This window comes from Pseudomonadota bacterium (assembly GCA_016719885.1).
Classification (GTDB): Bacteria; Pseudomonadota; Gammaproteobacteria.
In genome coordinates this window covers 38,506-63,731 of sequence record JADJYF010000018.1, presented here as the reverse complement: position 1 = coordinate 63,731, position 25,226 = coordinate 38,506, and the positions used below count along the sequence as shown (strand labels likewise).

Sequence of the window (25,226 nt, the reverse complement as noted above, 5' to 3'; positions counted from 1 at the left end):
GGCTCAGCGCGGCGCAATCGTCACCGGCATGCCGGCGCGGGTCTTGAACGTCACCACTGCCTGCGGCGAGACCTTGTAGCCCGGCACCGGCGTCACGCGGAAACGCTGCAGCAGCTGCGCCAGCACCAGCTGGATCTCGAGCATCGCCATGCCCGCGCCTATGCAGGCGCGCGGCCCGGCCGAGAACGGGATGTAGCAGTAGGAATGCCGCTGTTCGTTGCGCTTCGGGTCAAAGCGATCCGGATCGAAGCGATCCGCATCGGGCCAGTAGTCGGGATGTCGATGCAGGGCATACATCGACAGCGAGATGTAGGCGCCGGCCGGCACCCGGTAGCCGCCGAACTCGGCGTCTTCGTTGGCGCGGCGCGCGATGCCCCACACCGGCGGATACAGACGCATGGATTCCTGCACCACCTGTTTCAGATAGGGCAGGCGCGGCAGATCGGCGCTCTGCGCGGCGCGTCCGCCGAGCTCGCGCGCGAGCTCTTCCACCAGGCGCGCTTCGATGTCGGGATGCTGGCCGAGCAGGTGATAGGTCCACACCAGGGCAGTGGCGGATGTTTCGTGGCCGGCCAGCAACAGCGTGATCAATTCATCGCGCATCTGCTCACGGCTCATGCCTTCGCCGGTGTCGGCATCGCGCGCCGCCAGCAGGCGATCGACGATGTCGCCGCGTCCCTGGTCGCCCTGCGCACGGCGTTGGTCGACCAGGCCATCGACAATCGCATCGAGGCGGCCCTTGATACGCGCGAAGCGCTGGTTGCTCGGTACCGGCAGCCACGGGTAGAGGGTCAGCAGGGACGTGATGCGCAAGGGATGCTGGTTGACGATGTCGAGGATCTCGGTCATCTCGTCGGCGGCGCCGTCGATGTCGGCGCCGAACAGCGTGCGGCTCACCACCTGGAAGGTCACGCGGCTCATGTCGCGCTCCAACCACACCGTTTCGTCGCGGCGCTTGCACGCCCAGCTCTCGGCGAGCTGGGTGGTCATGTCGTTGATGACGACGTCGAACTTGTCGATGGCGCGATTGGCGAACACCGGTTGCATGAGGCGCCGCTGCTTGGCCCAGTCGGGTCCGTCGTTGGTGACGAGGCCCTTGCCCAACGTGCGGCCGACCACGCGGTAGTCGATGGTGTCCTTGCTGTAGCGCGGCCAGGACTGGGTCAGCACCTGGCGCACGTATTCCGGGTGATTGAGGCAGTAGATGGTCTGCACGCCGCGCCAGCGCACCACGTCGCCGTAGGTGCGCGCGATGTGCAGCAGCGCTTCGGGCGGGCTGCGCCGCAACAGCCGGTAGCCTTCCAGGAGCGGCACCGCGGGCGGTAACGGCAGGTCGGAAAGGTGGCTGGGCTGGACGACGGACATGGGGATGCCTCGGGTTGTGGTCGGCCTATGCTAAGGCTGGCCAACGGTGCGGGCCAGCGCGGAGCTTGCTGGTCCGAGTGTAGAGGCGATCGCACGGGCGCCAGCCAAGCGGGATCAAGCCGGCACGAGAATCCTGGCTCGCGTGGCGCCATGCTTGTATATGCAACTATTGCAGCTACAATCCAGCCATGAGCCCATCCTCGTCGCCACCCCGTGGCTGCACCAACTTCAAACTGCGACAGCTGTTGCGCGGCGTGTCGCGCCTGTACGACGCCGAGCTCGCGCGCGCCGGGCTGAAAACCACGCAGTACTCGCTGCTGTCGCACCTGGTCGGCCTCGGGCCGGTCGCGCCCGGTGAGCTGGCCCGCCACATGGGCATGGACGCCTCGACCCTGACGCGCAACGTGCGCCTGCTGGTCGACCAGGGCTGGGTCAGCCAGGGGCCGGGTCGCGACGTGCGCAGTCGCCTGCTGTCCATCACCGCGGCCGGGCGCGCCAAGCACGCCGAGGCCAAGCTCCACTGGAAGCGCGCGCAACTCGCGCTCAACGACAAACTCGGCAGCGAGCAGGTCGCAACCCTGCACGCCTTCATCGACAGCGCCCTCCTGCAACTGCACGGCGCGGACCACGGCACTGACTCCAAGGTGAAACCATGAACGACCTGTCCTGGCACAAGAGTGCCTGCAACCTGTGTTACGTGAACTGCGGCATCGAGGTCGCGGTGGAAGGCGAGGGCGCGGCGGCGCGCATCCGCCGCGTGCGCGGCGACGACAGCAATCCCAAGTCGCGCGGTTACCTGTGCAACAAGGCGCAGGGCATCATGAGTTACGTGCATCACAAGGACCGCCTGAGCACGCCCCTGCGGCGGCGCGCCGATGGTGGCTTCGAAGCGATTTCCTGGCACACCGCGGTCACGGAAATCGCCGCGCGCCTGCGTGGCGTCATCGATGCCCATGGCCCGCAGTCGCTGGCGCTGTATGGCGGCGGCGGCCAGGGCAACCACGCCGGTGGCGCCTTTGCCACCGCCTTCGTGCGGGGCTTGGGGTCGCGCCACGTGTTCAATGCGCTCGCGCAGGAGAAGACCGGCGATTTCTGGGTCAACGGACACCTGTTCGGTGCGCAGAACTGTCACACCGCCGAGGACATCGAGCACTGCGACCTGTTGCTGGTGCTGGGCGCCAACCCGTGGCTGGCCCATGGCTTCGCCAACGCCCGCGCGCAATTGAACGACATCGCCAAGGACCCGGCGCGCAAGTTGGTGGTCATCGATCCGCGGCGCACCGAGACCGCCGAGCACGCCGATCTGCACGTGGCCGTGCGCCCCGGTACCGATGCCTTCCTGTTGGCGGCGCTGCTGGCGATGCTGGTGCGCCAGGATCTGATCGACGACGCCTTCCTCGCCGCGCACACCACCGGCTTCGAGGCGGTCAAGGCCTGCCTGCTGGAAGTGCCCATCGCGCGTTTCGCGGCTGCCGCGGATGTGCCACTCGCGACGCTCAAACAGCTTGCCAGGATGATCGGCGAATCGCGCGCGATGGTGGTGCGCGCCGAACTCGGCATCCAGCAGGGACTGTATTCGACGCTCAATTCCTATCTCGAAAAGCTGCTCTATCTCATCACCGGCAATTTCGGCAAACGCGGCAGCAATGCCTTGCACAGCTGGCTGCAGCCCTTGTGGGGCAATGGACGCGGCCAGCGTTACGCGCCGCTCGATATCGAAGTGATCGCCGGCCTGTTGCCGCCCAACGTGCTGGCCGACGCCATCGAAAGCCCACATCCCGAGCACCTGCGCGCGCTGTGGGTGGACAGCAGCAACCCGGTCAACACCGCCGCCGACACGCAACGCGTGATCGCGGCGTTGGGCAAGCTCGATCTCATGGTGGTGGTCGACGTGGCCTTGACCGAGACCGCCGCGCTCGCCGATTACGTGTTGCCGGCGGCCTCGCAGTTCGAGAAGTGCGAGTACACGCTGTTCAGTTTCGAATATCCGACCAATTATTTTCACGTGCGTCGGCCGCTGTTGCCGCCGCTCGGCGACAGCCTGCCGGAACCCGGAGATCTACACGCGGCTCGCCGCGGCCCTGGATCTGCTGCCGCCAGTCGCGGCGCTGGATGAACTGCGTGACCGCGCGGCGCTCGGTCATGGCGCTTTCGCGCCGGGCTTCGCGGCCTTGATGGCGGCGCATCCCGAGTGCGGGGCGCTGGCGCCGCTGGTGTTGTACAACACCTTGGGCGCGGCCCTGCCGGCGGGCACCGCCGCGGCGGCGCCGCTATGGGCGGCCGCGCAACGACTGGCGCGCACGCGGCCGGCATCGGTCGCCGGCGCCTTGGACTTGCCGGCCAGCGCCAACCCCGAGCAGCTCGCCGCGCGTCTTTTCGACCAAATCATCGCATCGCCCTCGGGCACGGCCTTCAGCGTTGACGGCTCGGTCTGGGATCTGATCGAGACCGCCGATCGCAAGGTCCATCTCGACATCCCGCGGCTGCTCAAGGCAATCGACGAATTGTCGGCGGCGGACGTCGAGCCGCGCGCCGATTTTCCCTTCGTGCTGTCGGCCGGACAGCGCCGCGCGCAAAACGCCAACCAGATCTTCCGCGCGCCGGATTTTCGCAAACGCGATCCGGACGGCGCTTTGTTCATTCATCCCGATGATCTCGATGCGCTGGTGGCAAGCGAAGGCGCATGGCTGGTGGTCGAGTCCGCACGCGGTGAATTGGTGGTGCGCGCGCGCGCCGACGCCGGCCTGCGGCGCGGCTACGTGGTGTTGCCCCACGGCTACGGCCAGGCCTATCCGGGCGCCGACGGTGAACGGCGCGTATGCGGGCCAGCCATCAACTGGCTGACCGACAGCGCGTGGCGCGATCCCATCGCCGGCACGCCGTATCACAAGCACGTGCCGGTGCGGCTGCGTGCCGCCGACAGCAACGAGGCGCGCATCGCGGAGGACAATTCGCGCGCGGTGCTCGCCAGCGTCGCGCGCTGAGTCTGCCCACGAGCGCGCGGTGGCGGCGCTGCTTGCCGTGCGCCGCCGTCGTTCCTATGCTCGGTGTCGATGCTCGACAGTCACGGCCATAAATACCTTCAGCCATTACTGGATTTCATCGCGCGCCACTGTGCGCGCCACGGTATATCGGCCAATTCCCTGACCCTGGCCGGACTCGCGTGCGGGCTCGCGGCGGCGCTCGCCATCGCACTCGGCGCGCCGCTGACGGGCGTCGCGCTGCTGTGGTTGTCGGGTCTGCTCGACGCCGCGGACGGCACGCTGGCGCGCATGACCGCGCCCACCGCGCTCGGCGCGGTGATGGATATCACTTTCGATCGTGTGGTTGAAGTGGCGGTCATCATCGCGCTGGCCCTGCGCCATCCCGATGCGCGCCTCACGCTGGTGGTGCTGACGGCCGTGATCGTGGTGGCGATGTCGCTGTTCCTGTCGATGGGTGCGGCGATGGCCAACCGCTCGGCGAAATCCTTTCACTACGCGCCGGGCCTGGCCGAACGCACCGAGGGCTTCGTGTTCCTGAGCGCCATGACGCTCGACAGTGCGCACCTCGTTGCCTGGAGCCTGTTATTCTGTGGCGCGATCGTATTCACGATGGGGCAACGCTATCGCGATCTGCGCGCAGCGCTGACGGAGCGCGCGTCTTCGTCGTCCTGAACATGACGGCGCGTCGCGGATCGCGGCGAAGCCATTCCATACTTCACGAGCATGGCAAAGGATCGACCGCCCATGGCGAGAACCACCGCAGGCGATGCCGAGCCGGAGCGAGCCTCGTCCGCCGCCGAACTCGCCGGCTCCCGCGAGGAGTTGCGCGCCTATGTGCGCCATCTCGATGCCGCCATCGAACAGGAACGCGCGCATATCGCGCGCGAGCTGCACGATGAACTGGGCCAACGTCTCACCGCCTTGAAACTCGATCTGCGCTGGCTGGCCGCGCAACTGGCGGGCAGCGACGGCGTGGCGCCCAACTGCCTGACGCGCATCGACGGCATGACGCGCCTGATTGACGACACCATCGCCGAGGTGCGCTCGCTGAGCACGCAGCTTCGGCCTCCGGCCATCGAAACCCTGGGCCTTGCGGCGGCCATCGAGGATTACTGCCTGCAGTTCGAGAAGCGCACCGGCATCGACTGTCACCTCGGGCTCGAAACCCGCAAGCATGTATCAGCCGCGCAGAAGCTGGTGGTGTTTCGCGTGTTCCAGGAGGCCATGACCAATGTCGCGCGTCACAGCGATGCGACGCGCGTGGCAGTACGTCTGTTCGCGCACCGCGATACTGTCCACCTGGAAGTGGAGGACAACGGCAAGGGCATGCCGTGCGAGCCGCGCGCGCGCCAGCATCTCGGATTGCTGGGCATGCGCGAGCGGGCACACCAACTGAATGGCAGTCTGGAGATTGCCTCAAATGGCGGCCAGGGCGTGCGCCTGGCCTTGACCTTGCCTTTGTCGGCACGGAGTACCGAACCATGAATATCGTTTTGACTGACGATCACCCGCTGGTGAGACGGGGCATTCGCGAGATCCTGCAGGAGAATCTCCATGACGCGGTGGTCCACGAGACCCAGGACGCCGCCGGCCTGATGGCGACCCTGCGCCGCGAGCCCATCGACCTCGTGATACTGGACCTGTCATTGCCCGACCGTCACGGCCTTGATTGTCTGGCCGAGATCCGTCAGCGCAAGACCGAGCCCATGCCGCAGGTGCTGGTGTTGAGCATGCACGCCGAGCAGCGTTTCGCGCTGCGGGCGTTGGAACTCGGCGCCGATGGCTACATGACCAAGGATCGCGCGCCGGAAGACATCGTGCAGGCCATACGCCGCATCCAGGCCGGCGGTCGCTACATCAGTCCGGAGGTGGCCGAGGCGCTCGCCGGCCGCGCTTTCGGCCGCCGTGAACAGCCGCTGCACGAAACGCTGTCGCCGCGCGAGTTCCGCGTACTGCGTGAGCTGGCGCGCGGACGCAGCCCGGGCGAGATCGCGAGCCAGCTGTTCATCAGCAGCAAGACCGTCAGCACCTACCGCAGTCGCGTTCTGCACAAGCTCGGTCTCGGCAGCACCGCCGAACTGGCGCGCTACTGCCTGGAGCACAATCTCATCGATTGAGGCAGGCGCGGCGCGCGGGCGGCGCGCGTCCGCGGCTTCCCTGCCGGTGTAGGGCCCGACTTACAAACGATCGCTGCCGCGTCCGATTCCCTCGTTGCGCGAGACCTCCGACACTCTTGTCAGACTGCGCGCGGCGCGCGCTGCCCCGTTGGCCAGTCCAAGTGTCATGTCGAAGCGCGCGCCCGCAGGCGCTCGACAGGGAGCGTACGTGACCGCGATTCTCGACATGCCTCAACTCGAACGTGCGCTGGCGGCCCATGCGCTGATGTCGGTGACCGACCTGGCGGGCGACATCCTCTACGCCAACGAACGATTCTGCACCGTCAGCGGCTACAGCCGCGCCGAACTGCTGGGCAGGAATCATCGGCTCTTGAAGTCGGGCGTGCATGCGCCGGCTTTCTACGCCGAGCTGTGGCGGACACTCAAGAGTGGGCAGATCTGGGACGGCCTGATCTGCAATCGGCGCAAGAACGGCGAGCACTACTGGGTGCAGTCGACCATGATGCCGCTGCAGAACAAGCTCGGTGACACGGTGCGTTACCTGTCGCTGCGCACCGAGGTCACGCGCGAGGTGGAACTGCGCACCGGCCTGGAAGCGCTGGCGCTGGTCGATGCCGATGCGCCGTTCGCCGACATCACCCGCGCGATAGGGGCCGCGCTGCACGCGCAGAGCGTCGGCATCGTGCGACATCCCGACGCGCACGGTGAAGCGCCGGTGCTGGCCGAATGGCGCGCCGCGGGCGGCACGCCGCCGGCGCATTATCGTGTCGCGGCGACGCCGCTGGCCGTCACCCTGCGCGACGCCGCGCCAGCGATGCATGTCATCGACGACGTGGGCGCGGCGTTCCCCGCGGCGAGTGACTTCCTGTTGCCGCGTACGCGCACCTACTACGCGGTGGCGCTGCGCGAGCGCGACGGCCAGGCCTGCGGCGTGCTGTACGTGCAGGACGGACACACCCGCGCCGAGTCCGACACCGCCGGCGCCTTGTTGATGGTGGCGGCGCTCAAGGCTACCTCGGCGCTGCTGCGCGCCGACGACCACCGGCGCCTCGAGGAAAGCGAGGCGCGCCTGCGCACGCTGGTCAACAACGCGCCGGTCGGGGTGTTCATGACCGACGTCGACGGCGCCATGACTTTCATCAGCGAGCCGCTGCGCGCGCGCTATGCGCGGCCCGATCTGGACCTGCTGGGCGACGGCTGGTTGTCCCTGATCGACGCCGACGACGCCGAACGGGCGGTCAGTGCATGGCGCAAGTTCCTGCGCGGCGATGCCACGCGTCATCTCGATGAGTACCAGTTCAGGAGCGCCGGCGGCGAAACCGAAACGCTGCGCGCCAGCGTCTCGCCGATCGTCGAGCACGGCCGGCGGATCGGCTACGTGGGCACGCTGGAGAACATCTCGCACCTGCGCGATCTCGAGCATCGCCTGAGCCAGGCGCACAAGATGGAGGCGCTCGGCGCCTTCACCGGCGGCATCGCCCACGACTTCAACAATATTCTGGCCAGCGTGCTCGGCTACGCCGGCCTGACCCGCAATCGTCTGCGCCAAGCCAGCCACGACACGCTCGACGGATACCTCGCCAACGTCGAAGCCGGCGTGCTGCGCGGCAAGGAATTGATCGAACGCCTGCTGGCCTTCAGCCGCAGCACGCCGGAGACCGAGCGGGCGCAGTTGCTGGTGGCGCAGACCGCGCTGCGCGACACCTGCGAGCTGCTGCAGGCGGTGCTGCCGCCGAGCATGCGCCTCGACGTCGACATCGACCCGCGCGAAACGCGCATCGCGATCCGCGCCGTCGAACTGCAGCAGGTGTTGTTCAACCTCGTGATCAACGCGCGCGACGCCAATAGCGTGCACGGCATCATCGCCCTGAGCCTCGCGCCAGTGCGCGTGCCGTCGCAGCGCTGTCGCTCCTGCGGCGCGCCGTTTCATGGTGATTATGTCGAGATCGCCTGTACCGACACCGGCATGGGCATCTCGGCCGACACGCTGGCGCGCATCTTCGAACCGTTCTTCACCACCAAGCGCGAGCACGGCGGCACCGGGCTCGGCCTTGCCATGGTGCATGGCATCGTGCACAAGAGCGCCGGCCACATCCTGGTCGATTCGACGGCCGGACAGGGCACCTGCGTACGCCTGCTGTTCCCCAACGGCGCCACGCCCGCCGGCGCCGAGGTCGAGGCCGAAAAACGCGCGGCGCCGACCGCGGCCGCGATCAAGCCGCGACGCCTGATGCTGGTCGACGACGAGCGCGCGGTGGTCGAGCCCCTGAGCGAAATGCTGAACGCCTACGGCCACGAGATCCGCAGCTTCGTGTCGCCGGTCACGGCGCTCAAGCACCTGCTCGCGCAGCCCGAGGCCTACGATCTGTTGGTCTGCGATCTCATGATGCCGGAACTGACCGGCGAGGAACTGGCGGCGGCGGTGCGGCGTGCCGGTCTCGGCCTGCCGATCGTGATCTGTTCCGGCAGCGCCGATACCCAGGTGCTGGAACGCATGGCGCATCTTTCCATCAGTGCGCTGTTGAACAAGCCGGTCGCGACCGGCGAGCTGTTGCACGCCATCGAGCAGGCCATAGACGCGCCGCTGGTGCGTTGACGGTGCGTCAAGGAAGCGGTCCTGGTCACGGCGCTTCATCACGCCAGAAGGCGCGTTCGGCCGCGACACCGGTGGCCGGGTCGGCGCAAAACGCCGCGCGATCGCCATAGGCGTGGTAACGGCCGGCGGCGAGGCGGCCATGACGGTCGCCCATGATCAGCGCTTCCTTCAAATCGTGGGTGACGAACAACACCGTGCAACGCCGCGCCGCGCACAGCGCTTTGCACAAGCGCTGCATGTCGGCGCGTGCGTCGGGGTCGAGATTGCTGAACGGTTCGTCGAGCAGCAGCAGCCTGGGCTCGACCACCAGCGCGCGGCCGAAAGCGACGCGCTGACGCTGGCCGCCGGACAAGGTGGCCGGGTCGCGTCGTGCCAGTGCGCGCAGGCCGACGGCGTCCAGCATTGCTTCCACTTGCCCGCGCAATTCGGCCGCGGCGATGCCACGCACGCGCAGACCGAAGGCGATGTTCTCGAACACGTCGAGATGCGGGAACAGCAAGGGTTCCTGGTAGAGATAGACCGCGCCGCGCAGCGGCGTCGCGCCGGGCGCCTGGCATTGCCCGTCGAGGATGATGCTGCCGGCATCGGCGGCGGTGAGTCCGGCGAGGATGCGCAACAGCGTGGTCTTGCCGCTGCCCGACGCGCCGATCACCGCCAACGTCTGGCCGGCGTCGAGAGCGAGATCGAGCGACTCGAACAGCACCTGCTCGCCATGGCGCTTGGCGAGGCCGCGAACCTGCAGGAACGCTTCGGCTGCTCGAGCGTTCATGACGGCGGTCGCGTGGTCAGTGCCGGCCACAACAGGCGCGGCCGATAGCACAGCGCCGCGCAGGGGGGCGCGAGCAGCAGCAGCGCCGCCGCCGCGGCCTGGCGCAGATCGCCGGCGTTGAGCGTGTCGAACACTTTCAGGGACAGGGTCTCGACCTGGCCCGCGCCTATCATGCGCACCAGCGCGACGTCGAACCACGACATCAGCGCGGTTTGAAACAGGCATAGGCCGAGCACGCCGCGCGCCAGGGGCAGGTGCACACGCCACCAACGCTGCGACGGACGCGCGCCTAGCGCCATCGCGACTTCGCCGAGCGCGAAGCTGTGGGGCGTCCAGTAACCGCGGCACAGCACCAGCGCGTAGGCGCTTGCGAACGGCAACTGGGCCAGCGCCACGCCGGCGGCGCGGCCACCGAGTCCGAGCGCCGCGAAGGCCTGGCCGAGACTCGCGGCGAACACCACCGGCGGCAGCGCGAAACACAACAGCGCGAGGCCCATCCAACGCTGTTCACGCGGATGACGCGCCAGTGTGTGGCTGGTGACGAAGCCGATGAGCGTGGCACAAGTGGCGACCAGCAGCGCGAGCCACGCGGAGCGCAAGCCGGCGCCGGCCAGCGCCGCGCCTTGTTCGCCGAGTGTCTGCCATTGATCGAATTGCCACGCCGTCGGCAACAGCGCCGGGTAACGCCAGCTGCGCGCCACCGACCAGGTCGCCAACAGCGCGAACGGCGCCAGCGCCAACAGCGTCGCGAGCCACGCGACGGGCCGGCCCAGGCCTCGCGGGCGCGTGGTGTTCATCGCCGCGCGGCCCGCTCGGCCGTCGCGCGCGGGGCCAGCGCCAGCCACAGCGCCACCAGCAACAGCAGGTAGGTGCTGGCCATGGCATAGCCCATGGGACGCTGTGCGAGATCGTAACCCGCCACCGCGCGCTGGATGGTCACGCTGATCATGGTCGGCTGCGCGGCGCCGACCATGAGCGGTATTTCGTAGGCGCCCAGCAAGGCCAGGCCATAGACCAGCAGCACCGGGCGTGCCTGGCGCAGCAGCAAGGGCCAGGCGAGTCGACGCAGCGCCTGCACGCGGCTGGCGCCGAGCGCGCGGGCCTGCTGCATGAGCGCCGGCAGCTGCAAATGCATGGCGAGATTGTCGAACAGGAGCAGCAGCAGCGGCGTAACCAACATGACATGGGTGATGACGATGCCGCGTCCCAAGGGGTCGAACACCAGCGTCGGAAAGTCGGCCGGCGTCGTCACCAGGCCGAGGTGCCAGGCGTAGCGTGACAGCACGCCGCTGTCGCCGAGCACCAGCACGGCCAGCAGCGCGGCGACCACGGGCGGCATCGCCAGCGGCAGCAACACCAGGCGCGCCAGCCAGCCGTGGCGCAGCCGCTCGCCGAGCATGGCCAACAACGCCAGCGCGAGCGCGAGCGCCAGCGCCAGGGTGACGGCACTGAGCGTCGCGCTGTAGGCCAGCGATCGCCAGAACTCGCCGTGCACGAACAAGGCGCGCCAACCCGACAGGTCGAGACCCGGCGACGGCGGCCACGCCAGCAGGCCGACGCTGTGGGCGAGCGCGAGCGCCACGCCGGCCACCACGCTGCCGCCGCACAGCAGCGCGTAGGGCCACAGCCACGGGCTCGGTCTAGGGGCCAAGGAAGTACTCACGAAAGTCGCGTTCGAGGCGCACCATCACCTCGGGACTCGGTTCGGCCAGTGCACGCCGCGCGAGCTCCGCGCGCGCTGGCGCGCGCTTGCGGTCCGCCAGTGCGGCGAAGCGCGCCGGCCACGGCGCCGGCAGCGCGTCGACCGCCAGCACCGTGCCGTCGCCCCACACTGCGCTGCGCTGCTTTTCATACTGCGCTTCGATGGACTGAAGTTCGTTGATGACCACCATCGCCGCCGCCTTGCGCGGCGAACGGGCCACGATGCCGAGGTAATGGCTGTTGGCGAGCATGCCGCTGTCCAGCGCATGGGCGCGCGCCGATGGCGGGAACTGGCCGCTGGCGATTTTGTTGTCGACCTCGCCGTCGTTCATGCTCATGGTGAAATCCACTTCACCATTGGCAAACAGCGCGTGCAGTTGCGCGACGTCGCGCGGGAAGGTCCTGCCCTCGCGCCACAGCGCCGGTCGCACGTCACGCAGCCACGCGAACAGGCGCTCGCGGCTGGCGAGGTAGCGTGTTTCGTCGAACGGGCCGTCGAGCGCGGTGGGCGTGCCGGCCAGCGCGATCATGAGCGTTTTCAGAAAGCTCAAGCCGGTGAAGGCGAGGTCGAAGGTGAAGCGACCGGGATGGGCCTTGATCCAGGCGGCCAGCGCCTCGGCATCGCGCGGTGGCGCGGCGACGCGCGCTTCATCGCTGATCAGCAGCAGCTGCACCGTGCCCCATGGCGCTTCGTAGCCGGCGACCTCCTGCTGGAAGTCGCGCGCGATGCGCGGGTTGCGCCAGTCGACATGAACATCGTTGGGCAGGTGCGCGGTGAACGGGCCGAACAGCGCCTGCGCGGCGCGCAGCTTGTAGAAGTTCTCGCCGTTGATCCACACCACGTCGAGATGGCTGCGGGCCTGGCCGGCCGCCATCTCGTTGCCGAGCAGCACCGGCAGGTCGCCCGCCACCGGCACGATGGCGAGCGTGATGTCATAGCGCTCACGCAGGCGCGGCGCGATGTAGCCTTGCATGTAGCGGTTGATGGCCGGGTCGCCGGTCCACATCGCCATGCGCACTTCGCTGCCGCGCGCCGCGGCCAGCAGCGCCGGCCACGCCAGCGTGCGTGGATCGACCTCCGGCGCCGTGGCCGGCGCGCAGCCGCCGAGCACGACCAGCAGCACGAGCAGCGCGGCAGCGACGGGCGGCACGCGTCGCGCGGCCATGCTCAGAAGTGATGACTCAGGCTGATCATGAAACTGCGCGGCAGTTCGGGCAGCACGTCGGTGGAGCCGAAATAGCCACCGTCGAACACCGGCGAGAAATTCTCCTCGTCGGTGAGATTGAAGATCTCGGCGCGCACATCGCTGCGCAGCGCGCGACAGCGGTAATGCAGCGCGGCGTTGATGGTGAACTGGTCGCGAATGCGCACGGTGTTCAGGAAGTCGAGGCGGAAGGCGTTGGTGTACTGGCCGTTGAGGCTGACGCCCACGCCGTTGTCGAACTCGTAACTCGCAAGCCCCGACAGCAGCACGCTGGGCAGGCCCGGCACGCGACGATGGCTGGCGCCGAACACCGTGAAGCTCGGACTGCCGACGCCGGTGCCGACGATGAGGTCGGGGCGCGAGGCGTCGAAGGCGTCCGCCACGCTGCGGCTGTCCTGGAACGCCACCGAGTCATCGAAGCGATGGTTGAGATAACTGGCCGCGAGCGAGGCGTGGAAGTGGCGGTCGGGACGGAACGCCAGTTGACCTTCGAGGCCGCGCGTCAGGATGCCGCTGTTGCTGCCGTCGCGATTGCGCAGGCTGCGGCTTTGTTCGAACAGCGCGACATCCGCATACCAGGCGCTGCCCGCCGGCGCGTACTTCAAGCCCAACTCGAACAGTTCGCTGGCGGTATCGAAGTTCGCCGGGTTGATGCGGTTGTCGGCGCCGAGCACGAAGCCGCCACCGAGACTGTTGGACGTCGACTCGCTGTAGCTGACCGTGAAATAGCTGGTCAGGGCCGGCCGCAGGCGGTACTGCAGGCTGAAGTTGGCGCTGGCGAGCAGGGCATGGGCGTTGTCGCGCGCAGGATCGACGCCGACGGGCGGCGCAGCGTCGCGCGCGGTGACCCATAGCCAGTCGCCGCGTGCGCCGAGCAGCGCTCGCCAGCGGTCGGACAGCCGCATGTCCTGTTGCAGGAACAGGCCGAGCTGGTAGTGGCTGGAATCGGTGGTGTCGGACAGCAGGAAGTCGCCGACGCCGTCGCCGTTGCGGTCGTACTGCGCGCCGGGCGAAACGAACAGGCCGGGCTCGAGTTCGACCAGCGCCGCGCGCTGCGGGGCGTTGAGCGGAATGCGGCGGTTGACGAGCGGGCCGCTCAGATCGACCGGGTTGTCGGCCTCGGTAACGAACTGGCTGTAACCCTTGACGTCGTGGAATCGGAAATCCACGCCGAGGTTGCTCTGCTGACGCGTGGCGAGATGCGCTATCGGCAGGGTGTAATCGGCGATGAGTTCCAGGCGGTCTTGGACGCTGTCGGCGCCGTCGATGATTTCGACGAAACTGTTTTGCGCCACTTCCTCGCGCGCCAGGTGTTGATACTGGGCGCGGTTCTCGAGGCGCAGGCCGTTGTCGAAACGATGCGAAACGCGCAGGCCCAAGTTGTAGCTGTCGGCGCCGTTGCGATCGTCGGGATCGGTGTAGACGCGACTGCGCGGCAGTTTCGTAACGCCGCTCGGGCTCACCACCGCGCGGGCGCCGGGGATGCGCGAGCCGGCCGGCGTCACGCCCTGGCCGGTGATGTACCGGCCGTGATCGATGAGATCCTGGGTGGCGCGATTCCAGCCGGCGTTGTCGGTGAAGTCGACGTTGAAATACTCGAAGTGCGTGTCGACCAGCGTGACCGCGTCAGGGCGCAGGCGCCAGGCGGCGTAGAAGTCCTGGCTGTCGTAACGGCCGTGATCGTAGAAGCTGTCCTCGTTGCGATTCTCGATGGCGACGCGCAGCGCCGAGCGTCCCGCCGTGAGCGGCGTCGAGTAATCGAATTGTTGGCGAAACCGGTCCCAGCTGCCGCCTTGCACGCGCAGGCTGCCGTGGCGCGTGTCGAGGTCGGGGCGCTTGGGCGCTAGCTCGAGAAAACCGCCGACGCGTTGCGTGGCGCCCAGCACCACCGGCGGCGGGCCCTTTATGACGTCGACCTGCTCGAAGGCATTGAAGGACAGCGGCAGGCCGAGTCCGTTGTTGCCGCCCGTGCGACGCAGACCGTCGACGAAGATCTCGCCGAGTTGACCGCGCACGCTGGGCAGGCTGGCCATGCCGAAGGTATTGGCGCCGTAGAGATTGGGCGCGACGCGCGCGAGATCGTGGAGATCCGTAACGCCGAAGCGTTCCATGATTGCCGGCGTCAGGCTGGTCACCGCGCGCGGCGTGTCCGCGACCGAGCGGCTGTCACCGAAAGGGCCGTCGATGCGAAGTTCGCTCGGCAGCGGCAGCGCGCCTTGCACGTCGCGCCAGCCGCTGACCGTGACGTTCTCGATGGCGTCCGCGGCGGTGGCACTGAAGGGCAACAGCAGCGCCAGCCAGGCCAGGCGTCGCGAGGAGGGTAAACGCAGGCGCATCTCGGGCAGGTCCTCAATCGAACAGCGCGATTGTAGGGCTTGCGTCGCCTTTCGGGTGATGGTGATGTCAGGCGGCTCGCGTCGAATGTCAGGCTGAAGCCTGACCCACGATGCATGCGCTTGCTCCGTGGGTCAGGCTTCAGCCTGACATCGGGCAAGCCAAGTTTTTCACCGACGGAAGAGGGCGGAGCCGAAGCCCCGCCCCGCGCATCATCAGCCCGCCGAGCGCGCGAGCCTGGCGCCCGCGCCTATCTTGTCGGTGAAGTTCGGCCACACCTTCTCGGTCAGGAGTTCCAGGCTGCGCATGCACGCGTCCTGCGGCATGTGGTTGTAGATGAACATCCAGAAGTAATCGACCGGCAGCGCCTTCAACAGCGCTTCGAGCTTGCGATTGACGGTGTCGACGCTGCCGTGGATCACGAGACCGCGTTCCGACAGGGTTTCGAAGCACGCCGGCGGATCGAACGGGCCTTCGCCCGGCGCCGCGACCGCGGCATTGAAGCCGAAGGGCACGAAGAAGTTGTTCCAGATGAAGCTGCCTGCTTCGCGCGCGATGGCCTCGGCTTCGGCGTCGGTGTCGGCCACGATGATCTCGCGGCTCATGGCCATGCCCTGGCCGAACTTGTAATTCTTGCCGGCGGCATTGGCCGCTTCCATGCCGGCGATGAAATGCTCCTTGACGACGTCGAGGTGGGTCATGATGGTGACCGGCACGATGCCGCGCTCCATGCCCCACTTGATCGAGCGCTCGGAGGTGGCGAAGGGCATGAACAAGTCCGGAATGCGCTTCTCGAAGGTCGGCGGCGCGATGCCGATCTCGTTGATCTCGTCGTTGTCGTTGATGCCGCGTCCGTACTTGCGCGTGACCTCGGCCGCCGGCCACTTGATGTTGGGCGTCGGGATCTGCCAGTGCTTGCCCTGGAAGTTGAAGGTGTCCTCGGTCCAGGCCTTCTGCAGGATGTCGAAGTGCTCTTCGAACAGCGAGCGCTTGAGCTCCTCGTAATCGGCGCCGGTGCCCGGCGTGCCGAGGCCGACCTGCTGGCCGAGCACGTTCACCCAGCGCGGCTGGTAGCCGCGCGCGAAGCCGGCGAACACGCGCCCTTCCAGCATCTGCGACAGCATGGCGATGTTTTCGGCGAGGTTGATCGGGTTCTGCGAGGGCAGCACGTTACCGAGCTGGCCGAACTTCATGCGCTCGGTCTTGAGACCGAAGTAGAGGTCGAGCATGACCGGGTTGGTCGACACTTCCTCGCCCTCGACGTGGAAGTGATGCTCGGTGAAGCCGGCGCCGTAGTAACCATGCTGGTCCATGTAGCGCACTTGTTCGGTGATCTCGGCCAGCATGCGCTGGTACAGATCGGTACGTTTGCCGGCCATGCCGGCCACGATTTCATGTTTACGGCCGACGGACGGCAGGTAGAAGGCTCCGACTTCCATGGGGTGATCCTCGAGGTTTGCGTTGATTGAGGCTGGCCCAGGCGCGGGCCGCGACCATCGGCGGCGCGGCGCGGACCTGGCGACGCGGCACGCTACTCCGCCCGCTCGCGACCGCAAGGAGCGGGGCGCCGCGCCCGGACCGGCTGTGCCGACGTGACACAAATGTGTCGCAATCTGGCACAGTGTGTCGCTCTCGGGCGTCCGCGCGCGTTGCCCCATGTGGCACTGCACACCATACTGCGGCGCAGCTTCGACCCAGCGACCGCGCCTTGCGCGGCGCGTCTCACGCCAGCCCTGGCTGGCCCAGGTGTTCTCTATGCAACAGGCCGATCTCGGGCGCACGCGGCGCCAGTCCAGCAAGATTTACCGCAACAAGGTCGAACGTGCCTGGGAGGCCATGGCCAGCAGCGGCCAACTGGTCGACCCGGGCCTGCGCGACATGGTCAGCGAATCGTGGCGGCGCTGCCTCGAGCACGGCATCGAGCCCGGCTCGACCTTGCCGCCGTGCGCGGCCGACGACGAGGCGCGCCTGGAAGGACTGCGCGAACTCAACCACGAACTGCTGGTGGCCTCGCAGAACACCTGGCGTCTGCTGGCAGATCTGCTCAACGACACCGAGGGCATGCTGCTGGTGACCGATCCGCGCGGCGTGATCCTCGAGGTCAGCGGCAGCCCTAACATGAAAGACCGGGCGGCGGAGATCTTCATTCGCGCCGGCTACGAGTGGAGCGAGCCCGGCGCCGGCACCAATGCCGTCGGCACCGCCATCGAGATCGGACAGGCCGCCGAAGTCGAGAGCGTCGAGCACTTCTGCGCGCTCGCCAAGGACTGGGCCTGCGCGGCGGTGCCGGTGCGCGACAGCGTCGACGGCTCGCTGGTCGGCGTCATCGACGTCACCACCTTCGGCGCCACCCAGCACGGCCATTCGCTGGCGCTGGCGACGGCCGCCGCACACCAGGTCGAACAGGCCCTGCATGCGCGCGAGCTCGCGCGCAACGTGCAACTCATGCAGTGGTACCAGTCGAATTTCCCGCGCTGGTCCCACCATGCCCTGATGCTGCTCGACCGCAAGGGCCGCATCGTCACCAGCAACGGCCACGCGCAATCCTTGTTCCGCGATCACTCGCTGGTCGATCGGCTGCAACGCGGCACGCCGCTGGTGGAACTGGAACGCGGCGCGACCGCCGGCGATTGCCTGCGCAACCTGCCGGCGCAGCTGCGCGCGCTGGCGCTGGAAGGCTATGGCAGCGGCAATGAATGGCAGGGCGGCCTGCTGGTGCTGGACGGTATACGGCGCGCCAGCGCGCAGAAGGTCGGGAGCGCGCCCGGCATGGCGGCCGGCGCCAGCGAGTGGGCGGACAAGTTCCGCGCCATCGTCGGTGACAGCCCCGCCATGAGCGAGGTCAAGCGCCAGGCGCTGCGCGTTGCACGCGCCGCCGCGCCGGTGTTGCTGCTCGGCGAAACCGGCAGCGGCAAGCTGGCGCTGGCGCGCGCCATCCACGACGCGTCGGGCCGCGCGCGCGGCCCGTTCGTGGCGCTCAAGTGCGACGTATTGAACCGCGACACCGCCGCCACGGAATTGCTCGGCTACGAGGGTGGCGCCTTCAACGGCGCGATGCCCAAGGGCCAGGGCGGCAAGTTCGAGGAAGCCGACGGCGGCACCTTGTTCCTCGACGAAGTCGGCGCCTTGCCGGCCGATCTGCAGGTACAACTGCTGCGCCTGGTACAGGAACAGAGCGTGCTGCGCGTCGGCGGCAGTCGCGAGCGGCCGCTGTCGGTGCGCGTGATCGCGGCTTCGGACCAGGATCTTGAAGCGGCGGTGGCGGAAGGGCGTTTCCGGCGCGATCTCTATTACCGGCTGCGCGTGCTGCTGCTGGCCATCCCGCCGCTGCGCGAGCGGGTCGGCGACATCGTGAGCCTTGCCGAGTCCTTCATCCACGAATTGAATGAACAATACGGGCTCGGGCCCAAGCGCATCGGTGATGACCTGCGCGCGGTGCTCGAAAGCCACGCCTGGCCCGGCAACGTGCGCGAACTGCGCGCGGTCGTCGAGAGCATGTACGTGCTGTCGGAAAACGACCTGTTGACCAGCGCCGACCTGCCGCCCGATCTCGCCGTCACGCGACCGCTGCCGGCGCCCAACCTTAAGACCATCGCCGAGCTCGAGCGCGATGCCATCGCGCGCGAACTCGGCGCCCAGTCCGGCAATCGCTCACGGGTGGCGCGGGCGCTGGGCATCTCGCGCAGCACCCTGTATCGCAAGCTGGTGGAGTACTCGCTCGACTGAGCCTGCCGCCAGCCGCGCCTTGTGGGTCAGGCGTCAGCCTGGCAGCCGAAGTGTGCGAATGAATTCACACCTGCTGGGCGGCGTCGGCGAACACCTCGTTGGCGATGGCGAGCGCGTGTTCGACCGTTGGGTAGCCGCAGTGGGGGACGAGGTTGAGCAACACCTCGGTGATCTCCTCGCGCGTGGCACCGGTGTTGAGGGCGGCCAGCACATGCACGCGCAGGGGCGTCGCCATCACCTGGTTGCCGACCGCGGCAAAGGCCGCGCAGGCGGCGAGTTCACGTATGCGCAGCGATATGGCGTCACGCGCGAAGACATCGCCGTAGGCGTGTTCGACGATGGCGTGACCGATGTCGGGCGCGACATCGTCGAAGCCCGCGATGACCGTGGTGCCGGCGCCGCGCGAGGTGCGGGCCATGACGTCGAGGCCGCGTGCGTGGCGCGCCGCGCGCGGCTCGGCGGCCGCGGGCGAGGTCGGCGCGCTCGCGGCGCTGGTCGACGGCGCGCCGCGCTTGAACACCGCGCTGGCGGTGGTGATGGCATTGAGCGCGGTCGGGAAGCCGGCGTAGACCGCCAGCTGCATGAAGGCTTCGGTGAGTTCGGTGTGCTGCACGCCGGCGCGCAGCGCCGCTTCGACGTGGCGTTCCAGCGCCGTGGCGCGATTGCCGGCGCTGGCCAACATGATGACGATGGCGAGCTCGCGGGTACGCGCGTCGAGCGCATCGCGATTGAAGATCTCGCCGTATTCGAAAGCCACGCTCCAATTGGCGAACACCGTGTCGAGTTCGGACCACGACGCCAACGTGGGCGCGGCGGCATCGCCCAGCATGCGCGCCATGGCCTCATGCCCGGCGCGCAGCGCCGTGCTGCCGTCGTCGGCGCGCGGTGCGATGCGCGCGAAGTCGATGCCGCGTTCCGTGAAGATGTCGCGCACCAGCGCGATGCCATGGATCGCGACCGGAAAGCCCAGCACCGCGATGCTCACGAACAGCAGTTCGACCAGGATGCGCGCTTCGCCGCCGGCATTCAGATAGCCGACCATGTGGTAACGCAACTGTCGCTCGGCATTGCGATGGGCGAGCAGCGCGGCGACCGTCACCACCTGGCGCAAGGGCAGGGCGAGGCCGTCCCGCGCGATGATCTCGCCGTAGGCGAATTCGATGGTGAGGCGCGACAGTTCGGGCGCGCTTTCGGCCGCGGCTTTCAGTTGCGCGTCGTAGTCGGGGCCGCCGATATGCCGCAGCACGGCGAGGCCGCGCACATAGCGCTGGTCGCGGCTCGAATCGGACATGCGGGTGGGCTGCGCGGGCCGGCGTCAGCCGGCGCTCGCAAGCTGCTCTACGTCCGCCGCTTCAGGCAGCGGCCAGCCTATGCACGATTCGTGGGCGCGGAAGTTGCGCAGCCACCAGGCCCAGTCTTCCGGCACCAGGCCGAAGGGATCGGGATGCTGTAATTCGCGCGCGGCCCACACCGGCCAATGCGGGTTGGACAGCGCCGGGCGGCCGAGCAGCACCAGATCGATCAGCTCCTCGCGGATGACGCGATCGGCCAGCGCCGGGATGCCGAGGTTCCAACTGGTCGCGACCGGCATGCCCACCTCACGGCGCAGGCGCTGCGCGCGGCTCAGCATGAAGCCGATCTCGGCGAACGGCTTCTCCTGCATGTCGTCGGTGTTGAAACCCATGCTGAGATCGGCCAGATCGAGCCCGTGCTCCTTCATCATGCCGACCGCGACGATGGATTCGTCGAATTGCACGCCGCGCTCGTTCAAATCGTCGGAGCCCAAACGCATGGTCAGCGGCAGGCGTTCGGGCCACACCGCGCGCACCGCATCGATCGCTTCGAGATGAAAGCGCACGCGGTTCTCGAGGCTGCCGCCGTACTCGTCGCTGCGCTGATTGGCGAGCGGCGAGAAGAAACTCGCGCCGAGATAGCCATGCGCAAAGTGCAGTTCCAGCCATTCGAAACCGGCGTCGACGGCGCGCCGCGCGGCGTCTGCATAGGCGCGGTGGATGGCCTTGATCTCGGCGCGGCTGAGTTCATGTACCGGGTACTGGTACTTGCCACCGTAGGGGATGGCGGACGGCCCCACCACCTGCCAGCCGTCGGGGTGATCGGGTGGCAACTGCGCACCGCCTTCCCAGGGTTTGACTTCGCTGCCCTTGCGGCCGGTGTGACCGAGCTGGATGGCGGCCACCGCGCCCATGTCCTTGATGATGTCGGTGACGCGACGCATGGCCGGGATCTGCGCGTCGTCGTACAGGCCCGCGCAGCCGACGCTGGTGCGGCCGTCGGGCGTGATCGCAATCTGCTCGGGGAACACCAGGCCGAAGCCGCCGGCGGCGCGCGAGCCCATGAGCATGACGTGGAAGTCGTTCATGAGGCCGTCGACCGAGCGGTACATGGTCATCGGCGACATGGCGATGCGATTGCGCAAGGTCACGTCCTTGAGCGTGTAGGGACTGAACAGGTCGGGCATGGCGGCTCCTCGGCAGGTTGGCGGCAGGATAAGGGCTCGCTTCGCGCGGCGGCAAGCAGCGCGAGGGGCGGCAAGCGCTGCGCGGTCTGCGACAATGGGCCATGCCGCACATCGCCGTCGTCGTCGTCACCTACAACCGTTGCGCCCTGCTGCTGGAATGCCTGGCGGCGCTGGCGGCGCAAAGCCACGCGGCGACGCGCATCCACATCATCGACAACGCCTCCAGCGATGGCACGGCGGAGGCCTTGCGCGCCGCCGGCTGGCTGGCGCGTGCCGAGGTCGACTACCAGTGCCTGGCCGACAACCGCGGCGGTGCGGGCGGCTTCGCGGTCGGCCTCGAGCGCGCCATCGCCGACGGCGCCGACTGGGTGTGGATGATGGACGATGACGCGCGTCCGGCGTGCGACGCGTTGCAGGCGTTGCTCGCCGTCGCGCCGGAGCCGCGCAATGTCTATGGCTCGACGGCGGTGGCCGGCGAGCGCCTCGCCTGGGCCATGACCCTCACCGCCGATGGTCGCCGACTGCATTCGCTGGCCGAACTGCCGGCCGAAGCCGACGTCGAGTTCCTGCCGTTCCTCGGCATCTTCGTACATCGCGAACTGGTGGCGCGCATCGGCCTGCCCGACGCCGAGTTCTTCCTGGCGGCGGACGATCTCGAGTACTGCCTGCGCGCCTGCGCGGCCGGCGCGCGCCTGCGCATGGTGGCCGCCAGCCGCATCCATCATCCGCCCTCGACCAGCTATCGATTCGCATTGCCCGGCAAGACCTTGCATTGCCTCGCCCTGCCGCCGTGGAAGCGCTACTACGACACGCGCAACCGCATCTTCGTCGCGCGGCGCCATTTCGGCGCGCGCCTGTACCGCGAGACCCTGCCGAGCATCGCCGCGCGGCTGCTGGCGGCGCTGCTCAACGAGCCGCGCCGCGCCGCGCAATGCTGGGCGACCCTGGCCGGCGTCGTCGATGGCCTCGCCGGCCGCGGCGGGCGCCGGCATCAGCGCTGGCGCCTGGGCGCCTGAGCCCCGCCAATACTTGATCGCGCTCAAACAAGCATCATAAATGCGTCTTTAAAGAGGCATTTTTATTGAATCTTTAAAGCCCGCGGCCGACACTGATGACGAATTCCAACGTTGTCCTTGCGAGGCCATCATGCAACCCACTCGAAAACTCTGGACTTGGCTGGGCGTCGTCTTCGTCGCCTCTTTTGCGGTGCTAGGCTGGATAGGTCGCGAGATCTACCTGAAGGCGCCGCCCATCCCCACCGCCGTCGTCAGCAGCGATGGCAGCAAGCTCTACGGCGGCGACGAGATTCAACTCGGTCAGCGCGTGTGGCTGGCGGCCGGCGGTCAACAGCTCGGCACGGTATGGGGCCACGGCAGCTACGTGGCGCCCGACTGGTCGGCCGACTGGCTGCACCGCGAGGCGACCACGCTGGCCGCCATCTACGCGAAAGCCGATTACGCCACCGACTACGCCAGCCTGGCGGCGCCCGGCAAGGCCGCGGTCGATGCGCGCGTGCGCCAGGAAATGCGCCACAACGCCTACGACGCGGCCAGCGGTGTGCTGACGGTCTCCGCGCAGCGCGCCGAAGCGATACGCGCGGTGGCCGCGCACTACGCCGGACTGTTCGCGAGCGATCCGGCGCTGGAGAAACTGCGCGACCAGTACGCGATGTCCGACGACCTGGTGCCCGCCGCCAGCGATCGTGCGGCGCTGACCGGCTTCTTCTTCTGGTCTTCGTGGGCGGCCGCCACCGACCGCCCCGGCGAAAGCGGCCTGTCCTACACCAGCAACTGGCCGCACGAGCCACTGGTGGGCAACACGCTCACCACCGGCAGCGCGGTGTGGACCTTGGTCAGCATCATTCTCCTGATCGGCGGTATCGCCGGCATGCTGTGGTATCACTCCGCGCATGATGAAGGCGCCGATCCCGAGCCGCCCAAGCACGACCCCTTGTTCGGCGCCACGCCGACGCCCTCGATGCTCGCCACGCGCAAGTATTTCTTCGTGGTGGTGGCGCTGTTCCTGGTGCAAATCGCGGTCGGCGTATTGACCGCCCATTACGCCGTCGAAGGTCGCGCGTTCTTCGGTCTGCCGCTCGGCGACATCCTGCCCTACTCGATGAGCCGCAGCATCCACACCCAGTTCGGCGTGTTCTGGATCGCGACCGCGTGGCTTGCCACCGGCCTGTATATCTCGCCGCTGCTGGCAGGGCATGAACCACGCTTCCAGACGCTGGGCGTGCACGCGTTGTTCTGGGCGCTGATCTTCGTCGTCGCCGGTTCCACCGCCTGCGCGTGGCTGGGCGCCTTACAACGCCAGGGCGTCGAGTTCTCGTTCTGGCTGGGCGCGCAGGGCCTGGAATACACCAACATGGGCCGTATCTGGCAGGTGTTGCTGTTCGTTGGCCTGATGCTGTGGCTGACCTTGATGGGCCGTGCGCTGTGGCCGGCGCTCAAGCGTCCGTCGGAGAGCCGCGGCCTGGTCGCCATGGTGTTCCTGTCGGCCACCTGCATCGGCCTGTTCTACACCGCGTCCCTGGCCTGGGGGCGCAATACCCATTACTCGATGATCGAATACTGGCGCTGGTGGCTGGTGCACCTGTGGGTGGAAGGCTTCTTCGAAGTGTTCGCGACCGCGGTGATCGCGCTGCTGTTCACGCGTCTCGGCCTGGTGCGCGCCGCGAGCGCCAACCGCGCGATCGTGATGGAGACCATCGTGTTCCTGTTCGGTGGCATCCTCGGCACCTTGCATCACCTCTACTGGACCGGCACGCCGACCTCGGTGATCGCCATCGGCGCGGTGTTCTCGGCGCTGGAAGTGGTGCCGCTGGCGCTGCTCGGCAGTGAAGGCTTCAAGAACTACCGTCGCAGCCGCGCGGCGCCGTGGGTGGCGAACTACCGCTGGCCGATCCTGTTCTTCGTCGCGGTCGGCTTCTGGAACACGGTGGGCGCGGGCCTGCTGGGCTTCGCCATCAATCCGCCGGCATCGCTGTACTACGTGCAGGGCCTGAACATGACGCCGGCCCACGGCCATGCCGCGCTGTTCGGCGTGTATGGCATGCTCGGCATCGGCCTCATGCTGTTCTGCCTGCGCGGCCTGTATGCCCATGCCGTGCACGCCGACCGCGTGCTCAGTTGGACGTTCTGGTCGCTGAACGGCGGGCTCGCCATGATGGTATTCATGTCCTTGCTGCCGGCCGGCATCTACCAGGCCTGGGCCAGCATCAGCCACGGCCTGTGGTATGCGCGTTCGCCGGAAGTCATCCACTCCAAGGTGATGGAAGGCCTGGTGTGGCTGCGCGTGCCGGGCGACATCGTGTTCGCCGTCGGCGGCGTGCTGCTGGCCTGCTACGCGGCGCGCCTGTTGTGGCAGCCGCGCGGCAAGGCGCTGACCCACACCGAGCCACGCGCGGTGTGAATTGTCAGTAGACTCATGCAAAGCCGGGCGGCAGGGGCTGCCCGGCGCGCGACGAGGAACGCAGCATGCGCCTGACCAGTTTCACCGACTACTGCCTCAGGGTACTGATGTATCTCGGCACCGATCCAGATCGGCGCGCGACCATCGCCGAGATCGCGAGCGCCTTCGACATTTCGCGCAATCACCTGATGAAGGTCGTGCATTTCCTGGGACAGGAAGGCCTGTTGACCAATGTGCGGGGCCGCAGCGGCGGTATCGAACTCGCCCGCGCGCCCGAAGCCATCAACATCGGCGCGGTGGTGAAGGCCGCCGAAGGCGATGCGTTGGTGGCCGAGTGCTTCGACGCCAGGGCCAACACCTGCGGCATCGTCAAGGCTTGCCGCCTGCGCGGCATCCTGCGCGAAGCGGTGGAGGCGTTCCAGACGGTGCTCAGCCAGTACACCCTGGCCGACCTGCTGGTGAACCACAAGGCGCTGGCGCGGGTGTTGTTGATCGACGAGCGCAGGAGGCTTTAGGCGTCGGCAGTGAATGTG

Annotated in this window: 18 protein-coding genes and 1 pseudogene; 10 read left to right on the top strand and 9 right to left on the bottom strand. The window is 68.0% G+C overall.

The window, feature by feature from the left end; translation table 11 throughout:
- Positions 1 to 3 precede the first annotated feature (3 nt).
- A complete protein-coding gene (locus IPM80_18260) occupies positions 4 to 1,365 on the bottom strand; it encodes a cytochrome P450 (GenBank protein ID MBK8960297.1) in 1,362 nt (453 codons plus the stop codon).
- Positions 1,366 to 1,553: 188 nt separating this feature from the next.
- Between IPM80_18260 and IPM80_18255 the strand changes: the two genes are divergently transcribed.
- The 6 genes and pseudogenes from IPM80_18255 (at position 1,554) to IPM80_18230 (ending at position 9,062) form a co-directional block, all read left to right on the top strand.
- Positions 1,554 to 2,021 carry a winged helix-turn-helix transcriptional regulator gene (locus IPM80_18255; GenBank protein MBK8960296.1) on the top strand — a complete coding sequence of 156 codons (468 nt, stop codon included), beginning with the start codon at positions 1,554 to 1,556 and terminating at the stop codon, positions 2,019 to 2,021.
- Positions 2,018 to 4,349 (top strand): annotated as a pseudogene (locus tag IPM80_18250) (molybdopterin-dependent oxidoreductase). The gene IPM80_18255 and the pseudogene IPM80_18250 overlap by 4 nt, the downstream one beginning before the upstream one ends.
- Positions 4,350 to 4,418: 69 nt before the next feature.
- Complete coding sequence (locus IPM80_18245) at positions 4,419 to 5,021, top strand: CDP-alcohol phosphatidyltransferase family protein (protein ID MBK8960295.1); 603 nt, start codon at positions 4,419 to 4,421, stop codon at positions 5,019 to 5,021.
- Between the two features lie 72 nt (positions 5,022 to 5,093).
- Positions 5,094 to 5,834, top strand: coding sequence for a sensor histidine kinase (locus IPM80_18240; protein MBK8960294.1), 741 nt, complete (start codon positions 5,094 to 5,096; stop codon positions 5,832 to 5,834).
- Positions 5,831 to 6,466 (top strand): response regulator transcription factor, encoded by a 636-nt coding sequence (locus IPM80_18235; protein MBK8960293.1) that lies wholly within the window; start codon positions 5,831 to 5,833, stop codon positions 6,464 to 6,466. The genes IPM80_18240 and IPM80_18235 overlap by 4 nt, the downstream gene beginning before the upstream one ends.
- A gap of 208 nt (positions 6,467 to 6,674) precedes the next feature.
- Entirely contained in the window at positions 6,675 to 9,062 is a 2,388-nt protein-coding gene (locus IPM80_18230) for a PAS domain S-box protein (GenBank protein ID MBK8960292.1), read from the top strand.
- 25 nt (positions 9,063 to 9,087) lie between these two features.
- Here IPM80_18230 and IPM80_18225 read toward each other — a convergent pair whose 3' ends face one another.
- The 6 genes from IPM80_18225 to IPM80_18200 form a co-directional block, all read right to left on the bottom strand.
- A complete protein-coding gene (locus IPM80_18225; protein MBK8960291.1) occupies positions 9,088 to 9,831 on the bottom strand; it encodes an ABC transporter ATP-binding protein in 744 nt (247 codons plus the stop codon).
- Positions 9,828 to 10,628, bottom strand: coding sequence for an ABC transporter permease (locus IPM80_18220; protein ID MBK8960290.1), 801 nt, complete (start codon positions 10,626 to 10,628; stop codon positions 9,828 to 9,830). Before IPM80_18220 ends, IPM80_18225 begins: the two co-directional genes overlap by 4 nt.
- Positions 10,625 to 11,482, bottom strand: coding sequence for an ABC transporter permease (locus IPM80_18215; protein MBK8960289.1), 858 nt, complete (start codon positions 11,480 to 11,482; stop codon positions 10,625 to 10,627). Before IPM80_18215 ends, IPM80_18220 begins: the two co-directional genes overlap by 4 nt.
- A complete protein-coding gene (locus IPM80_18210) occupies positions 11,472 to 12,698 on the bottom strand; it encodes an ABC transporter substrate-binding protein (protein MBK8960288.1) in 1,227 nt (408 codons plus the stop codon). Before IPM80_18210 ends, IPM80_18215 begins: the two co-directional genes overlap by 11 nt.
- A 2-nt stretch (positions 12,699 to 12,700) precedes the next feature.
- Positions 12,701 to 15,073 (bottom strand): TonB-dependent receptor plug domain-containing protein, encoded by a 2,373-nt coding sequence (locus IPM80_18205; protein MBK8960287.1) that lies wholly within the window; start codon positions 15,071 to 15,073, stop codon positions 12,701 to 12,703.
- 213 nt (positions 15,074 to 15,286) lie between these two features.
- Positions 15,287 to 16,510 (bottom strand): LLM class flavin-dependent oxidoreductase, encoded by a 1,224-nt coding sequence (locus IPM80_18200; GenBank protein MBK8960286.1) that lies wholly within the window; start codon positions 16,508 to 16,510, stop codon positions 15,287 to 15,289.
- Positions 16,511 to 16,826: 316 nt separating this feature from the next.
- On the opposite strand from IPM80_18200, the gene IPM80_18195 reads away from it, so the two are divergent.
- Positions 16,827 to 18,797: a sigma-54-dependent Fis family transcriptional regulator gene (locus IPM80_18195; GenBank protein ID MBK8960285.1), complete on the top strand. Its 1,971-nt coding sequence runs from the start codon at positions 16,827 to 16,829 to the stop codon at positions 18,795 to 18,797.
- 64 nt (positions 18,798 to 18,861) lie between these two features.
- Here the strand turns inward: IPM80_18195 and IPM80_18190 are convergent, their stop codons facing one another.
- Positions 18,862 to 20,088 (bottom strand): carboxymuconolactone decarboxylase family protein, encoded by a 1,227-nt coding sequence (locus IPM80_18190; protein ID MBK8960284.1) that lies wholly within the window; start codon positions 20,086 to 20,088, stop codon positions 18,862 to 18,864.
- A 24-nt stretch (positions 20,089 to 20,112) separates the two neighbouring features.
- The gene (locus IPM80_18185; GenBank protein ID MBK8960283.1) at positions 20,113 to 21,276 is read right to left on the bottom strand and encodes an NADH:flavin oxidoreductase/NADH oxidase; all 1,164 of its coding nucleotides are present in this window, start codon (positions 21,274 to 21,276) and stop codon (positions 20,113 to 20,115) included.
- Between the two features lie 101 nt (positions 21,277 to 21,377).
- Between IPM80_18185 and IPM80_18180 the strand changes: the two genes are divergently transcribed.
- The 3 genes from IPM80_18180 to IPM80_18170 all read left to right on the top strand — a co-directional run bounded on the left by IPM80_18180 (position 21,378) and on the right by IPM80_18170 (position 25,208).
- Positions 21,378 to 22,292, top strand: coding sequence for a glycosyltransferase (locus tag IPM80_18180; protein ID MBK8960282.1), 915 nt, complete (start codon positions 21,378 to 21,380; stop codon positions 22,290 to 22,292).
- A 130-nt stretch (positions 22,293 to 22,422) separates the two neighbouring features.
- On the top strand, positions 22,423 to 24,693 hold the full coding sequence (locus tag IPM80_18175) for a nitric-oxide reductase large subunit (GenBank protein MBK8960281.1): 2,271 nt from the start codon (positions 22,423 to 22,425) through the stop codon (positions 24,691 to 24,693).
- A gap of 65 nt (positions 24,694 to 24,758) precedes the next feature.
- Positions 24,759 to 25,208: an Rrf2 family transcriptional regulator gene (locus IPM80_18170; GenBank protein ID MBK8960280.1), complete on the top strand. Its 450-nt coding sequence runs from the start codon at positions 24,759 to 24,761 to the stop codon at positions 25,206 to 25,208.
- Positions 25,209 to 25,226: the final 18 nt, after the last annotated feature.

What these genes read in the sequence shown, in the direction of transcription:
- IPM80_18205 (MBK8960287.1), bottom strand. Translation starts at nt 15,073, where the DNA reads ATGCGCCTGCGTTTACCCTCCTCGCGACGCCTGGCCTGGCTGGCGCTG.
- IPM80_18260 (MBK8960297.1), bottom strand. Translation starts at nt 1,365, where the DNA reads ATGTCCGTCGTCCAGCCCAGCCACCTTTCCGACCTGCCGTTACCGCCC.
- IPM80_18170 (MBK8960280.1), top strand. Translation starts at nt 24,759, where the DNA reads ATGCGCCTGACCAGTTTCACCGACTACTGCCTCAGGGTACTGATGTAT.
- IPM80_18245 (MBK8960295.1), top strand. Translation starts at nt 4,419, where the DNA reads ATGCTCGACAGTCACGGCCATAAATACCTTCAGCCATTACTGGATTTC.
- IPM80_18220 (MBK8960290.1), bottom strand. Translation starts at nt 10,628, where the DNA reads ATGAACACCACGCGCCCGCGAGGCCTGGGCCGGCCCGTCGCGTGGCTC.
- IPM80_18175 (MBK8960281.1), top strand. Translation starts at nt 22,423, where the DNA reads ATGCAACCCACTCGAAAACTCTGGACTTGGCTGGGCGTCGTCTTCGTC.
- IPM80_18200 (MBK8960286.1), bottom strand. Translation starts at nt 16,510, where the DNA reads ATGGAAGTCGGAGCCTTCTACCTGCCGTCCGTCGGCCGTAAACATGAA.
- IPM80_18185 (MBK8960283.1), bottom strand. Translation starts at nt 21,276, where the DNA reads ATGCCCGACCTGTTCAGTCCCTACACGCTCAAGGACGTGACCTTGCGC.
- IPM80_18255 (MBK8960296.1), top strand. Translation starts at nt 1,554, where the DNA reads ATGAGCCCATCCTCGTCGCCACCCCGTGGCTGCACCAACTTCAAACTG.
- IPM80_18210 (MBK8960288.1), bottom strand. Translation starts at nt 12,698, where the DNA reads ATGGCCGCGCGACGCGTGCCGCCCGTCGCTGCCGCGCTGCTCGTGCTG.
- IPM80_18240 (MBK8960294.1), top strand. Translation starts at nt 5,094, where the DNA reads ATGGCGAGAACCACCGCAGGCGATGCCGAGCCGGAGCGAGCCTCGTCC.
- IPM80_18235 (MBK8960293.1), top strand. Translation starts at nt 5,831, where the DNA reads ATGAATATCGTTTTGACTGACGATCACCCGCTGGTGAGACGGGGCATT.
- IPM80_18190 (MBK8960284.1), bottom strand. Translation starts at nt 20,088, where the DNA reads ATGTCCGATTCGAGCCGCGACCAGCGCTATGTGCGCGGCCTCGCCGTG.
- IPM80_18225 (MBK8960291.1), bottom strand. Translation starts at nt 9,831, where the DNA reads ATGAACGCTCGAGCAGCCGAAGCGTTCCTGCAGGTTCGCGGCCTCGCC.
- IPM80_18195 (MBK8960285.1), top strand. Translation starts at nt 16,827, where the DNA reads ATGCAACAGGCCGATCTCGGGCGCACGCGGCGCCAGTCCAGCAAGATT.
- IPM80_18180 (MBK8960282.1), top strand. Translation starts at nt 21,378, where the DNA reads ATGCCGCACATCGCCGTCGTCGTCGTCACCTACAACCGTTGCGCCCTG.